Origin of the sequence: Ralstonia sp. A12 (assembly GCF_000801955.1) — a bacterium.
In the GTDB taxonomy this organism is placed as follows: Bacteria; Pseudomonadota; Gammaproteobacteria; order Burkholderiales; family Burkholderiaceae; genus Ralstonia.
The window spans coordinates 156,921-171,129 of sequence record NZ_JSZO01000011.1 but is presented as its reverse complement, the minus strand read 5'-3'; the positions used below and the strand labels follow the sequence as shown (position 1 = coordinate 171,129).

General features: G+C 64.9%; 14 protein-coding genes. 8 read left to right on the top strand and 6 right to left on the bottom strand.

Features of this window, described 5'->3' with window-relative positions; all coding sequences use genetic code 11:
• The first annotated feature begins 36 nt into the window (after positions 1–36).
• Both PI87_RS14775 and PI87_RS14770 read left to right on the top strand, forming a co-directional pair.
• Positions 37–1,620 (top strand): polyamine aminopropyltransferase, encoded by a 1,584-nt coding sequence (locus PI87_RS14775; protein WP_084209970.1) that lies wholly within the window; start codon positions 37–39, stop codon positions 1,618–1,620.
• Between the two features lie 13 nt (positions 1,621–1,633).
• The gene (locus PI87_RS14770; protein WP_039598463.1) at positions 1,634–3,256 is read left to right on the top strand and encodes an NAD(P)/FAD-dependent oxidoreductase; all 1,623 of its coding nucleotides are present in this window, start codon (positions 1,634–1,636) and stop codon (positions 3,254–3,256) included.
• Positions 3,257–3,282: 26 nt separating this feature from the next.
• Here the strand turns inward: PI87_RS14770 and PI87_RS14765 are convergent, their stop codons facing one another.
• Positions 3,283–3,999 (bottom strand): dienelactone hydrolase family protein, encoded by a 717-nt coding sequence (locus PI87_RS14765; RefSeq protein ID WP_039598462.1) that lies wholly within the window; start codon positions 3,997–3,999, stop codon positions 3,283–3,285.
• 221 nt (positions 4,000–4,220) lie between these two features.
• On the opposite strand from PI87_RS14765, the gene PI87_RS14760 reads away from it, so the two are divergent.
• The 4 genes from PI87_RS14760 (at position 4,221) to PI87_RS14745 (ending at position 6,136) form a co-directional block, all read left to right on the top strand.
• Positions 4,221–4,583, top strand: coding sequence for a GIY-YIG nuclease family protein (locus PI87_RS14760; RefSeq protein WP_039598461.1), 363 nt, complete (start codon positions 4,221–4,223; stop codon positions 4,581–4,583).
• Positions 4,580–5,014 (top strand): hypothetical protein, encoded by a 435-nt coding sequence (locus tag PI87_RS14755; protein ID WP_039598460.1) that lies wholly within the window; start codon positions 4,580–4,582, stop codon positions 5,012–5,014. The genes PI87_RS14760 and PI87_RS14755 overlap by 4 nt, the downstream gene beginning before the upstream one ends.
• Before the next feature lie 79 nt (positions 5,015–5,093).
• Positions 5,094–5,456, top strand: a complete 363-nt coding sequence (locus PI87_RS14750; protein WP_039598459.1) for a DUF1304 domain-containing protein — start codon at positions 5,094–5,096, stop codon at positions 5,454–5,456.
• Positions 5,457–5,656: 200 nt separating this feature from the next.
• Positions 5,657–6,136: a YbhB/YbcL family Raf kinase inhibitor-like protein gene (locus tag PI87_RS14745; RefSeq protein ID WP_039598575.1), complete on the top strand. Its 480-nt coding sequence runs from the start codon at positions 5,657–5,659 to the stop codon at positions 6,134–6,136.
• 18 nt (positions 6,137–6,154) lie between these two features.
• On the opposite strand, the gene PI87_RS14740 is transcribed toward PI87_RS14745, so the two are convergent.
• The 5 genes from PI87_RS14740 to PI87_RS14720 form a co-directional block, all read right to left on the bottom strand.
• Positions 6,155–6,682: a hypothetical protein gene (locus PI87_RS14740; protein WP_039598458.1), complete on the bottom strand. Its 528-nt coding sequence runs from the start codon at positions 6,680–6,682 to the stop codon at positions 6,155–6,157.
• Between the two features lie 75 nt (positions 6,683–6,757).
• Complete coding sequence (locus PI87_RS14735; RefSeq protein WP_039598457.1) at positions 6,758–7,552, bottom strand: hypothetical protein; 795 nt, start codon at positions 7,550–7,552, stop codon at positions 6,758–6,760.
• Between the two features lie 123 nt (positions 7,553–7,675).
• Positions 7,676–8,566 carry an NmrA family NAD(P)-binding protein gene (locus PI87_RS14730; RefSeq protein WP_039598456.1) on the bottom strand — a complete coding sequence of 297 codons (891 nt, stop codon included), beginning with the start codon at positions 8,564–8,566 and terminating at the stop codon, positions 7,676–7,678.
• 105 nt (positions 8,567–8,671) lie between these two features.
• Positions 8,672–9,586: an AraC family transcriptional regulator gene (locus tag PI87_RS14725; protein WP_039598455.1), complete on the bottom strand. Its 915-nt coding sequence runs from the start codon at positions 9,584–9,586 to the stop codon at positions 8,672–8,674.
• Positions 9,587–9,676: 90 nt separating this feature from the next.
• Complete coding sequence (locus PI87_RS14720; protein WP_039598454.1) at positions 9,677–10,198, bottom strand: Lrp/AsnC family transcriptional regulator; 522 nt, start codon at positions 10,196–10,198, stop codon at positions 9,677–9,679.
• Positions 10,199–10,343: 145 nt separating this feature from the next.
• Between PI87_RS14720 and PI87_RS14715 the strand changes: the two genes are divergently transcribed.
• Both PI87_RS14715 and mdeB read left to right on the top strand, forming a co-directional pair.
• Positions 10,344–11,360 carry a 1-aminocyclopropane-1-carboxylate deaminase gene (locus tag PI87_RS14715; protein ID WP_039598453.1) on the top strand — a complete coding sequence of 339 codons (1,017 nt, stop codon included), beginning with the start codon at positions 10,344–10,346 and terminating at the stop codon, positions 11,358–11,360.
• A gap of 90 nt (positions 11,361–11,450) precedes the next feature.
• Complete coding sequence (gene mdeB / locus PI87_RS14710; RefSeq protein WP_039598452.1) at positions 11,451–14,150, top strand: alpha-ketoglutarate dehydrogenase; 2,700 nt, start codon at positions 11,451–11,453, stop codon at positions 14,148–14,150.
• Positions 14,151–14,209: the final 59 nt, after the last annotated feature.

Genomic DNA, 14,209 nt, shown 5'->3' with positions numbered 1-14,209 from the left:
TGATCCGCCCACTCCCATCCCTCGCCCACCCCGCGCATGACGCCGCAGCCCGACGCCAGTCTCGAATCCTCATCGCCCCAACAGCCACAAGGTCGCGGCAACGCCCTGCTGGTCCTGGCCGTGTTCGTGGTCGCCTCGTGCGGGCTGGCCTACGAACTGATTGCCGGGGCACTGGCCTCCTACCTGCTGGGCGATTCGATCCTGCAGTTCTCCTCCATCATTGGCGCCTATCTGTTTGCGATGGGCATCGGCTCGTGGCTCTCGCGCTACGTGGCGGACGACGCGCTGCTCGCGCGCTTTGTCGATCTGGAACTGCTGGTGGGGCTGTTTGGCGGCGTATCGGCGGCGGCGCTGTTTGTGCTGTTTGCGGTGGAGTCGGCGCCGTTCCGGCTGGTGCTGTATGCGCTGGTGACGGTGATTGGCGTGCTGGTGGGCATGGAGATCCCGCTGGTAATGCGCATGCTGCATCGCCGGCAGGCCAAGTTCTCGGACCTGGTCAGCCGCGTGCTGACGTTCGACTACCTGGGTGCGCTGGCGGTGTCGCTGCTGTTTCCGCTGGTGCTGGCGCCGCGCCTAGGGCTAGTGCGCACCGGCTTCCTGTTCGGCCTGCTCAATACGGCGATTGCGGTCTGGACGCTCTGGCACTTCCGCAAAGAGCTGGCGCTCACGGCCCGCATGCGCAGTGCGATGGCATGGCGCGCAGGTGCGGTGGCGGCAGCGTTGTTGGCGGGCTTTGCAGCATCCGACAAGCTCACGCATTGGTCCGAACGCGCGCTCTTTGGCGATGAGATCATCCATGCGATTTCCTCGCCCTACCAGCGGCTGGTGGTCACGCGCTGGAAGGACGATCTGCGTCTCTATATCAACGGCAACCTGCAGTTCTCCTCGCGCGACGAATACCGTTATCACGAGGCGCTGGTGCTGCCCGCGCTGGAATCCGTGCGCGGCGCGCGGCGCGTGCTGGTACTGGGCGGCGGTGATGGCCTGGCATTGCGGCAAATCCTGAAATACCCGCAGATCGAACACGTCACGCTGGTCGATCTGGACCCGCGCATGACCAACCTGTTCTCGCACGCCGAAGCGCTGGTGGCGCTCAACCAGCACTCCTTCAGCGACCCGCGTGTGACGGTGGTCAACGCCGATGCGGGGCAATGGCTGCAGACCGCCACCGACATGTTCGACGTGGCCATCGTCGATTTTCCGGATCCGTCCAACTTCAGTATCGGCAAGCTGTATTCGGTGCCGTTTTACAGGCTGCTGTCGCGCCACGTGGCGGATACGGGGCTGGTGGTCATTCAGGCGACCTCCCCCTACTTCGCGCCGCGTTCGTACTGGTGCGTGGATGCAACCTTGAAGGAAGCTGGCTATCGCACGTGGCCGTACCACGCGCTGGTGCCATCGTTTGGCGAATGGGGCTTCATCCTGGCCGCGCCTGGCCGCGCAGACTTCCAGCCGCCCACGTCATACCGTGTGCCAACACGCTTCCTGGACGCCGACACTACGCACCAGATGTTCAGCTTCGCACCCGACATGCCACGCCCGCAAGTGGAGCCCAACCGGCTGAACAACCAGTCGCTGGTGCGGTACTTTGAAGAAGACTGGCACGGCGTGCTGCGCTGATGGCCTGCATGTCATGAACAGCAGACGCAGCTTCCTGATCGGCGCAGCGGCAGCCGGCGTGGCCGCCGCCGGTGCCGCCTCGTGGGCCGGCTTTCGCGCGCTGACCGAGATCACGCCCAACGTGCGCATGCCCGGCCAAGCTGCCGGCCACCAGTTGCGCGACCTGAAGGCATTGCCCGCCCCATCGGAGACACGCCGCATAGGCGTTGCCATCTGCGGTAGCGGCATTGGCGGGTTGAGCTGTGCGTGGCGGCTGGCCAAAAGCGGCCGGCGCGACGTGGTGGTTGTGGAGGGGCCGGAACGCTACGGCAATGCCGCCGGCGGTGCGTTCGGCAACCAACGCTTCCCGACCGGCGCGCACTACCTGCCGCTACCGTCGATGGAATCGACGCACGTACGCGAGATGCTGGCCGACTTTGGCGTCATTGAGCGCAATCCGTTTGCGCTGCGCCCGACCTACGACGAACGCGTGCTCGTTCACGCCCCCGACGAACGCCTGTGGCTGGGCAACCGCTGGCAAGACGGCTTCGTGCCGCATGAAGGCATTACTGAAGCCGAGCGCGCCGAGCACACCCGCTTCTTTGCCGAGATTGACCGCCTGCGCCAGACCACCGGCACCGACGGCCGCCGCATCTTCACCGTACCCACCGCGCTCTCCTCCGCCGACCCGGCCTGGCGCGCGCTCGATACGCTCACCTTCCGCGACTGGCTGCACCGCGAGGGCTACCAAGCCGCCACGCTGCACTGGTATGCCGACTACTGCTGCCGCGACGACTACGGTGCCACGGCGGATCACGTCTCCGCCTGGGCCGGCATCGCCTATTTCGCCAGCCGCGGCGGCATGGCCAGCAACGCGGAACAGGGCACCGTGCTTACCTGGCCGGAAGGGCTGGACTGGATGGCCGAGCGCTTGTTCGCGGCCGCTGGGCTGAACGATGCCGGACGCCTGCTCCCGGGCAGCGCCGCGCGCATCGGCAAGACAACCGAAAGTGGTGCACGCGTCTATGCCGACGTGCTGCAAGCGGACGGCCGCGTGGTGCGCCTGCTGGCCGACCACGTGGTCAGTGCGATGCCGCTGCACGTCGCCAAGCACGTCGTCGAAGGCTTTGACGTGCCGGCCGCCGAGCTGCCCGAGGCTGCGCCGTGGCTGCTTGCCAACCTGCTGATCGATGGTTTTCCGCCCGAGTACGACGACACGCCGCTCGCATGGGACAACGTGGTCTATCGCGGCACGGGGTTGGGCTATGTGGTGGCCAATCACCAGGACATTCGCGTGGGGCCACCCGCGCAGAGTGTGTTCACGGCCTATGTGGCGCTGTCAGACATGACGCCGAAGGCGGCACGTGAATGGATGCTGAACGCATCACCGCAGGCGCTGCTCGATCGCGCGCTGGCCGATCTGGACAGGGTCTACGGCATCCGCCTGCGCACGCAGATCCGCCGTGCCGATCTGACCCTGCGCGGGCATGCCATGGCGATTCCCACGCCGGGCTTTCTCTCGCGCCCGGGCATTGCGCGCCTGCGCGAGAACACCGGGCCGATCCACTATGCACATGCGGATCTGTCCGGCTATTCGGTGTTTGAAGAAGCGGCGTGGTGGGGCGATCAGGCGGCGCGGTCCATCCTGGCCGCCTGAGGGTGACGGGGCTTTAGACCTTTGCTTTAACCCTGACGCGGCCAGAGCGTGCGGCCGAAGAACGTCAGTGCACGATCCCAGGCGTGCTCGGCCCAGACCGGGTCGTACTGCGTGATGGCGATGCGGTTCTCGCCGACCGCCGTTTCGTTGGCAAAGGCGTGATGCGCGAGATAGCGATGGAAGTCGACGTCGACGCCGGCATCCAGCAGCTTCTTCTCCAGCGCATCCACCGTTTCGATCTTGAAGGCGTTGTCTTGCGTGCCCCAGTGGCCCTGCACCGGCACCTTGATCTTCGAGGCATCGATGTATTCCAGCGGCGGGAAGCCGTACCACACCACACCGGCCGCCACTTCCGGCACGTTGCACAACGCCAGCAGCGTGAGCGCGCCGCCCATGCAGTAGCCCGTCACGCCCACGCGGTCGCAACTCTGCTTGAGGTATTGCACGGCACCGTGCACATCCTGCGTGGCTGCATCCCCAAAGTTCAGATTGGTCATCAGGTGGTGGGCTTCTTCCTCTTCCACCGTCATCTTGCCGCGATAGAGGTCGGGCACCAGCGCCACATAGCCGGCGCGTGCGAGGCGGTCAGCCACGCCACGAATCTGGTCGTTCAGGCCCCACCACTCCTGGATGACGACCACGCCGGGGGCGCCCTCCTCCTTGGCCGGCTTGGCCAGATAGCCCTGGAGTTCCTGCCCGTCCGGGCGCTTGAACGAAATCATGGTTCCTTGCGGTGCAGTCATACGAAAAGCTCCTCTGCCTGAAACGAAAGCGCACAGCATAGCCCTCGGCGGTGAAATTTGCAGCCGCGCGCACGACAGGCGAAGTGCGCTAAGGCACACCACGATCAATATTTAACCCGGGTAATATTGACTCTTTATTTATACCCGGATAATAATTGCCGATCGGCGGCACACCCGATCTTTGAACGCCGCGCCATCACGGAATCACGCAAGGACCCACCATGACCGACCGACGGGAACTGAAGCGCCAGTACCTGGAGACCCGAACCCGCGCCGGCGTGTACGCCATCCGCAACCTTGTCACAGGCAAAGCCCTGGTCAACGGCAGTACCCACGCGCAGGCCGCACTCAACCGGCATCACTTCGAGCTGAAGCACGGCAGCCATGCCAACGCCTTGCTGCGCCAGGACTGGGCAGACCACGGCGAATCGAGCTTCGTGTTTGAAGTGCTCGACCTGGTCAAGCACCGTGAAGCGCCGGACTTTGATGCCGCACGCGAACTGGAAACGCTGGTCACGCTCTGGCGCCAGGAGGTTCCGTGCCAGGGCGCATCCGGTTACGAGAACGAGGAGCGCGCAGCATGAGCACCGCCGGATTCGCGTTCTGCATGGCCGTGCAGCGTGCACATGCCAGCCTGCGCCTCAAGCTCGACGACAAACTCGGCACGCATTACGGCATCGACTTTGCTGATTTCGTGCTGCTGGATTGGCTGCTCTCACATGCAGACGGCCACGCCAGCCTCGTGCAATGCGTGCAACCGCTCGGGCTGCCGCGCCCCGCCGTACTCAAGCGCGTGCTGGCATTGGAAAAGATCGGCCTGGTCGAACGCCACAGCGCACACGAAGGCCGCCGGATTGCCATTCGCCCCGCAGGCAAGACGCTGGTGCACAACGCGCGCGAAACCATCGGCTGGCTCAGCGGCCAAGCGTTGATGCCGATCGAGCCCGCATCCGCTGCATCCGCAGAAGCCGCGCTCCACGTCTTTGCCGATGCCCGCATTCTGAGGGTGCTTTGATACCCCTCCTCATGGGAGCAGGCAGGCGGCGCAAAGTCTCTATCATGGCGGCACGCTCATTCCTGACATGACAACTGCCATGGTCAAAACCCTTGCCCTGATCGTCTATCTGCTGGTGCTGTTGATCCACGTCTACATCGTCGTGCTGGAGATGGTGCTGTGGAAGACGCGCGGCCCCAAGGTGTTCCGCATCACGCCGGAGAAGGCGGCAGAAACCGCAGCGATGGCCTCCAACCAGGGCTTGTACAACGGCTTTCTGGTGGTGGCGCTGGTGATCGGGCTGGTGGCGCCAGACCCGGTGGTCAATGCATCGTTTGCGCTGTTTGGGCTGATCTGCGTGGCGGTGGCCGGTATCTGGGGCGCGATCACGGTCAGCAAGCGGATCCTCTACGTGCAGACGGTGCCGGCAGTCGTGGCGCTGGCGCTGGGGTACTTCGCCTGAAGGTGATGCGAATCCGGCGGCGCTTGTCGGCATCGCCATTGCGCACTAGCTTGAAGGAGTCGAAAGGTGCTGCATCCATTGGATGCGGTATCACCAACGGGACTTCACACATGCCACCAGCAACCCGCCGAATGTGCGTCTTGACGTTGCTGCTGGCGAGCTTGTGTGGCCCTCCCATCTCCGCTCAAGTGAAGAAAGCCATGACGCTGACCTTGACCTCCCCCGCCTTTGCCACCGGTGGTGCAATGCCCAGCCAACTCACATGCGAAGGCTCGGACACATCTCCACCGCTGGCCTGGACTGGCGTACCGGCAGGCACCCGCAGCCTGGCCCTGATCGTCGACGATCCGGACGCGCCGGACCCCGCCGCGCCGCAAATGACCTGGGTGCACTGGCTGCTCTACAACATCCCGCCCAGTGCAGCAGCGCTGGCTGAGGATGCCGCGCGCAAGGGGTTGCCGCCCGGCACGCGCGCCGGCACCAACGACTGGCAGCGCACTGCTTACGGTGGCCCTTGCCCGCCTGTCGGGCGCCATCGCTACTACCACAAGCTCTACGCGCTGAACGTGGAACTGCCGGAGATGGGTGCACCCGACAAGGCCGCGCTGGAACGTGCGATGCGCGGCCACGTCATCGCTGAGGCTGAACTGGTCGGCACCTACCAGAAGCACAAACCCTGAGCCTGCATTTCAACCGGTTCAGGGCTTGGCTACCGCACCCTTGCGGAACAGCGCGTACGGCACGCCGCGCTCCGGGTGTGCCGTCGTCTCGTTGATGAAGCGCTCGACATCCGGCACGTCGTGCAGCGCGGTCATGAACGGCTCAAACGCATACCCCGGCGCCACACAACCCTGCACGAGCATCCAGCGCTGCCACACCGTTACCCACAGCGTGGTGCTCTGCTTCCACCCTGGCACGTGGATCGCCATCCACTGCAGGCGCCGCTGCGCCGTTTCAGCAATCTCGTCATCGTAGGAAAAAGCATTGGGCAAGCGGCAGCGGCCTTCAACCCAGCAGTGGTTGCCGTGCTCGATACGGTGGTGGGAATCGCGCTTCCACTCGGCCTCGCTGATGCGCGGGCCAGCGGGCTCGGGGCAGTTGGCAACGCCCGACGAAATCTGGAAGAACGGATCGTGGCCGCGGTTCTGCAGGTCGTCTTCTGCGTGGATGGCCGGTGTGCTGAACAACAGCAAGGCCGCTGCAAGGCAGCGGATGTCGATCATCATGGCGGCCTCCTTGGCAGACCCGAGCGCAATCGGTTGCTGCCAAGCATAGGTGCACCATGGCGTAGCCGCCAGGGCTCAACCGAGTGGGATCTCAAAGATCCACTTCAGCGTCCATCGGTCCGTTGCGCGCGTCAGGCCACGCCCGATGCCAAAGTTGAAGACGAAGGGCTTCAGGTCGACGTCGAATGCCAGAAACACCGTGTGCTGCTGTTCATGCAGCGGCGCGATGTGGTTGATGGGGCCAAGACCCGCGTAGTACTCCATGCCGGCCCGCACGCCCGTCGTGACCGTGCGCGCAATCTTGAAGCTCGGCGCGGCCTCCGGCACGCCGCTGCGCCCCGGGCCAGACAGGTTCCAGTCGAGTACCGGGTTGACCGCCCACAGCCAGCGCGCATCCTGGTACCCATAGATGGGCCGCAGCTCCAGCCCGTTCTGTGATTGCTCGAAGCGCCCGGCAACATGCGCCACCTCCACGTTGATGCCGGCAAACTGGCCTACGTCATCTTCGGGCCGCACCGGCATCCACTTCAGGCGCAGCTTGGGGCCGGTCACGTAGGTCGTGTTCTCGCGCGTGAGTGTGGTCGGCACGTACAGCCCAAGCTCCAGCGATGGCGTGAGCCCATAGGAGAACTCCGCCGTGGCACGCCACCCGTGCGGCGTGGTGACCTCGCCCGGATAGCTGGGCTCGCTGATGCCGCTGGGCGTGGTGTTCAGGTGCAGCTCCAGGCCGAACTGCCCGGGGGCGTTGATGTCTCCGGTGTAGACCTGGATTTCATCCGGCAGGACCGCACGCGCGGGCAGCGCGACGCTGCAGAGCGCAGCAGCGATCCAGACAGCACCGGTGGCACGTATGGCACGAGTGAGCAGCATGATGATCCCGGGAAAATTCCCGAGATCATAGGGGCGAGATGAGCGTTGTGCGCAATAACCGGAAGGCGCAGACAGAAATCCGCATAAGAGGCATTCGCATTTGCGGGCGGCCGCGCCACACGATCATCTCGATTTCACATGCGCCGCCAGCATCGCGGTGAACGCGTCCGTCAGCTCAGTCTTGCCGAAGCGCTGCTCGGACACGCCCTTCTCCACATCAATCTGCCCCGCATTGACCGCGTCGTACAGCTCGGTGATGAGCTGCGCGTGGTTCTCGCTCAGGCCGGCGTGCTGCAGCATTGGCGCCCAGGCTTCGCGCGGCACGGCGTTGGCGACGACCTCTCGGCCGACGACGGCGCTGAACGCACGCGCCACCTCGTTCAGGCTCACGCGGCGCGGGCCCTCCACACTGACGATACGCGGCGTTTCGGCCGACGGCGCCTCAAGCAGCAACTCGGCAGCCAACGCGCCGACGTCCTGCGTTGAGACCGTCGCAAAGGCGCGATCCAGCGGAGCGTGCAGACTCGGCAACCGCCCCGTCGCCAGCATGACGGGCAGCATCGCCGCCCAGTTCTGCGCGTGCTCGGCCGAACGCAGCAGCGTCAGATGCGTCGCCAGCGGCTTGAGCCGTTCTTCCAGCAGGTGGAACAACCGCGTCAGGCCGGTGCCCCGGTCAAGCTCAGCGCCGTAGTCCGACAGCGCCAGCACGGCCGGGGGCGGATTGGCGCGCAGCGCATCGGCGGCAACGTCGATCATGCGCTGCATGGTCGATGCCGGGTCCGTATCGCCCACCGGCACCGGACACAGGATCTGCACCGCCGTGGCGCCCTTGATGGCGGAGGTGACGGAGGTGGGATCGGTCAAATCAGCGCAGACGATTTCGCAGCCGATCTTGGCCAGTGTCTCGCCCTGCTTGGCCTGGCGCACCACTGCACGCACCGGACGGCCCGCGTTGCGCAACGCAATGGCCGTGGCACGCCCGACCTTGCCCGATGCCCCAAAGATGACGTACATGCTCGCGCTCCTTTCAGATGTGAGACGCGAGCTTAGGCCGGCCCGGCAAGACGAACTTGCAGGAACGGAGGAATCTGGCAGATACGGAGGATTGGGTCGTGCCGGCTATGCGGCAAGCATGTCGGCAGAAGCCACCGCAGCCCTGCCTGCTCGAACAATTTCGCGCGGGGTCACGCCCAGCAGCCGCTGCATCCACTGCGTCATATGGCTCTGGTGTGCAAAGCCGACGTCCAGCGCAATCTGCGATGCGCTGCGATGGCCTTCCAGCAGCAGCGCCTTCGCGCGCTCCACACGGCGCTGCACAACGTAGCGATGCACGGGCACGCCCAGCGTGGCGCGAAACAGCACCTTGAAGTGCGGCGTGCTCAAACCGGCCTGCGCTGCCAGCTCGGCCAGCGTCAACCGTTGGGGCAGGTGGGCTTCGATGTAGTCGATCACGCGCGTGGCCACGCGGGGTGCCAGGGTGCGCGCGCTGTTGCGCTCACCAGCGACAACATCCCGGCTGCTGTTCAGCAGGCGGACCACCAGCGCCGTGCACAGGCTTTCCGCATACAGCGGGTCGGAGGTGTCTTCCGCCTCCAGCTCTGCACCAAGCGCCGAAGCCAGGTGATGCACGCGTGCGTCGCGCCATTGCAGACGCGGTGCGATCTCTGCCTGCAGCGTCCCAATCTGCTCGCCGATGCAGCGTACAAACGCATCGCTGATGGCGATCCGGAGGATGCGGCAGTCGGCATCGTCTGTCCACATTCCGGGCAATCCGGCCGGGATCACGTCGGCATCGCCGTGCGCCTGGATGCGCGAATAGCGTCGACCGTCACACACGCAGTTCGCGCGGACCGGTGCGCCGACATGCACATTGATACGGTGATGTTCCATTGCCGGCACCCTGTAGGTGCCAGGGCGGATGCCGAGCAGCGTGGCGGCAAAGCCGTCCCAGCCGAGATCCTCACTCGAGCGCAGGCGGATCGGGGCGGGTTCCGGCGTGAAGGTGGATGACGCAACGGGCAGAATGGTGTGCATGGCTTGAGCAGTCGGCGCGGGAATCGCCCCGACATTCTGCGCCCGATTGCCGCCCTGTGCCCACCCGCCTGCATGCCACGCATTGCCCGCTTAAGCCACCGGCAATTCCGTGGTCGACAGCACCTGCTTGAGCACCATGAACGTCCGGATCTGACGCACACCCGGCAGGTACAGCAACTGTTCGGCGTGGAGCCGGTTGTAGCCCTCGTTGTCTTTCGTGCGGACGAGCATGAAGTAGTCGAACTCGCCGGTCACAACGTGGCACTCCAGACAGCCGGGCACCTTCTGCACCGCTTTCTCGAATGCCGTGAAGGATTCCGGCGTGGAGCGATCCAGCACGACGCCGATCATCACCAGCGAGCCCAGATCCAGTGCACGCGGATCGAGCAGCGCGACGATCCCCTTGATCAGGCCCAGCTCCTTGAGCCGCTCCACACGGCGCAAACAGGCGGGCGGGCTCAGGTTCACCTTTGCGGCTAACGCAACGTTGGAGATGGACGCGTCGCGCTGGAGTGCTCGGAGAATCGCCCGATCGGTGCGGTCCAAGGCGTGGCGCACGGAAGCCGCTGCATCGCTGGATGCGCTCTGCAATTTTGTTTCGCTTTTTCTCATTTCAAAGAAACAAAGACATTCGAAATTGAATTCCCACCCGGATACGTTCTGGATACTAGCTGATCTTTGCAAGCTCATTTCGTCGTGTTCTGCGTACCATTGATTCCCGACATCCCGCCACTTGCGGCACTGAAGGAGCCACCTCATGAACCTGCAGAAATTCCCCCGCTATCCCCTGACGTTCGGGCCGACGCCCATCCAGCCGCTGAAACGGCTGAGCGCGCACCTGGGTGGCAAAGTGGAGCTGTATGCCAAGCGCGAGGACTGCAACAGCGGCCTGGCCTTCGGCGGCAACAAGACGCGCAAGCTGGAATACCTGATTCCGGAAGCGCTGGAAGGCGGATACGACACGCTGGTTTCCATTGGCGGCATTCAGTCGAACCAGACGCGCCAGGTGGCAGCCGTGGCAGCGCACCTCGGGCTCAAGTGCGTGCTGGTGCAGGAGAACTGGGTGAACTACTCCGATGCCGTGTACGACCGCGTCGGCAACATCGAGATGTCGCGCATCATGGGCGCCGATGTGCGCCTCGACGCCGCGGGCTTTGACATTGGCATCCGACCGAGCTGGGAACAGGCCATGGAGGATGTGCGCAAGCGCGGCGGCAAGCCGTTCCCGATTCCGGCCGGTTGCTCGGAACACCCGCTCGGCGGCCTGGGCTTTGTGGGCTTTGCTGAAGAAGTGCGCCAGCAGGAAGCGGAACTGGGCTTCAAGTTCGACTACATCGTGGTGTGCTCGGTCACCGGCAGCACGCAGGCCGGCATGATCGTCGGCTTCGCAGCCGATGGCCGGGCCGACAAGGTGATCGGCATCGATGCCTCCGCCAAACCTGAGCAGACGCGCGCGCAGATCCTGCGCATTGCGCAGAACACCGCCGAGCTGGTCGACCTCGGCCGCCGCATCACCGAGCAAGACGTGGTGCTCGACACACGCTACGGCGGCCCGGAATACGGCCTGCCCAACGAGGGCACGCTGGAAGCCATCCGCCTGTGCGCGCGCCAGGAAGCCATGCTGACCGACCCCGTGTACGAAGGGAAGTCCATGCACGGCATGATCGATATGGTGCGCAATGGCGAATTCCCTGAAGGCTCGCGCGTGCTCTACGCCCACCTGGGCGGCGTGCCGGCCCTCAACGCGTACAGCTTTATCTTCCGCAACGGTTGAAGACGCAGCGCCGCATCGGCGCATCTGAACGCGGGCCGTCATCAACCAAGACGGCTCGCCTTCCACTCCTCCTCTCAGGCAGGACCAGCCATGACGGATTTATCGACGGGGGCCGCGTCGATGCGCTCCCTCGCGCAGCGCACCGAAGACAGCGACCCTGGGGAAACGGCCGAATGGCTCGACGCGCTGGATGCGGTCGTCCAGCATGCCGGCACCTCGCGCGCGCAGTTCCTGTTCGACCGTCTGGCAGAGCGTGCGTCTAAGCTCGGCGTCGGCACCGCGCTCGCCCGCGTCACGCCCTACGCCAACACGATCCCCGTTGAAGCACAGCCGCCGTATCCGGGCGACATCGACACCGAGGAGCGGCTGGCCGCCGCGCTGCGCTGGAATGCGCTCGCCATGGTGGTGCGCGCCAACCAGGCCTACGGCGAGCTGGGCGGCCACATTGCAAGCTATGCGTCGGCCGCCGATCTGTTTGAAGTGGGCTTCAACCACTTCTTCCATGCCGACGATGCCAAGCACGGCGGCGACCTCGTCTACTTCCAGCCGCATTCGTCCCCCGGCGTCTACGCGCGTGCATACCTGGAAGGATTTCTCGACGAGACACATCTCGAACACTATCGGCGCGAGATCACCGGGCCGGGACTGTGCTCGTATCCGCATCCGTGGCTGATGCCGGACTTCTGGCAGTTCCCCACCGGGTCGATGGGCATCGGGCCTATCAACGCGATCTACCAGGCGCGCTTCATGCGCTATCTGCAGAACCGTGGCCTGCTGCAGACGTCGGAGCGCAAGGTATGGGGCTTCTTCGGCGACGGTGAAATGGATGAGCCCGAGTCGATCGGCGCGCTGTCATTGGCGGCACGCGAGCGGCTCGACAACATCGTGTTCGTCATCAACTGCAATCTGCAGCGACTCGACGGGCCCGTGCGCGGCAACGGCCGCATCATCGACGAACTCGAAGCCCAGTTCACCGGCGCCGGCTGGAACGTCATCAAAGTGCTGTGGGGCTCGGACTGGGATGCCCTCTTCGCCCGCGACCGCTCGGGCGCCCTGCTGCGCGCGTTTGCGCAGACCGTCGACGGCCAGTTCCAGACCTTCTCCGCCAACGACGGGGCCTACAACCGCGAGCGCTTCTTCGGCCAGAACCCAGAGCTTGCCGCGCTCGTCTCGCATTTCAGCAACGAAGACATCGACCGCCTGCGCCGCGGCGGCCACGACGTGCGCAAGCTCCATGCCGCGTATGCGAAGGCGCTGCAACACACGGGGCAACCCACCGTGATCCTCGCCAAGACCATGAAGGGCTTCGGCATGGGCAGCGTTGGGCAAGGCCGGATGACCACGCACCAGCAGAAGAAGCTCGACGTCGATCAGCTCAAGGCGTTTCGCGATCGCTTCCGCCTGCCGCTGTCGGATGCCGACGTCGAGCAAGTGAAGTTTTACAAGCCAGCGCCAAACAGCCCGGAGATGCAATACCTGCATGCGCGCCGGGCTGCCCTCGGAGGCTATCTGCCCAGAAGGCGGAAGGCGGCAACACAGGGACTGACCGCGCCTGCGTTGTCATCCTGGGGGCAATTCGCGTTGCAAGCGGAAGGCCGCGAGATGTCGACCACGATGGCGATCGTGCGCATGTTCGGCAACCTGCTGAAAGACGAGACCCTCGGCCCGCGTGTCGTGCCGGTAGTGGCCGACGAGGCCCGCACCTTCGGCATGGCCAGCATGTTCCGCCAGGTCGGCATCTATTCGCCGCTGGGCCAGCAGTACGAGCCGGAAGATCTGGGTTCGATGCTGTACTACCGCGAAGAAACCGGCGGGCAGATTCTGGAGGAAGGCATTTCGGAGGCCGGCGCCATCTCGTCGTGGATTGCCGCAGCCACCGCGTACAGCACGCACGATCTACCAATGCTGCCGTTCTACATCTACTACTCGATGTTCGGTTTCCAGCGCATTGGGGATCTCATCTGGGCGGCGGCGGACCAGCGTGCGCGCGGGTTCCTCATCGGCGCGACGTCAGGCAAGACGACGCTCGGCGGCGAAGGGCTGCAGCATCAGGACGGCACCAGCCACCTTGCCGCATCGACAATCCCCAACTGCCGTGCGTACGACCCGGCGTTTGCCTACGAAATTGCCGTCATCCTCGACGAAGGCATGCGCGAGATGCTGGAGCGCCAGCAGGACACGTTCTACTACCTGACGGTCACGAACGAGAACTATGCGCAGCCGTCGCTACCCGATAGCGACCTGCGAGAAGGCATCCTCAAGGGCATGTATCCGCTGACACCGCACAGCCTATCGACCGCGCGCGTGCAATTGCTGGGCTCGGGCGCCATTCTCGGTGAGGTGATGGCCGCCGCCCAGATGCTCAAGGACGACTGGAACATCGACGCCGCCACCTGGAGCGTGACGAGCTTCTCGGAACTGCACCGTGAAGCCATCGCGGCAGAACGCACTGCGCGCCTGGAGGGTGACGCCGCACCGTCGTATGTGGAAACGGTGTTGCGTGAATCGCACGGCCCCGTCATCGCGGCCACCGACTATGTGCGCGCGGTGCCGGAACTGATTCGGGCGCATGTGCCGCACCGCTATGTCACGCTCGGCACCGACGGCTTTGGCCGCAGCGACTCGCGCCGGGCGTTGCGCGAGTTCTTTGAAGTGGACCGCGCATCCATCGTCATCGCCGCACTGCAGGCACTCGCTGACGACGGTGAGCTGGATCGCACCGTGGTACGCGAAGCGGTTGCGCGCTATGGCAAACACCTGCCCATGAACGACGCGCCTTGGCAACGGTGACAGCCGCGCACGCCGAGCGCTACGGCCCGCACGGCGTGCAGCACATGGTCGGCCGGCGA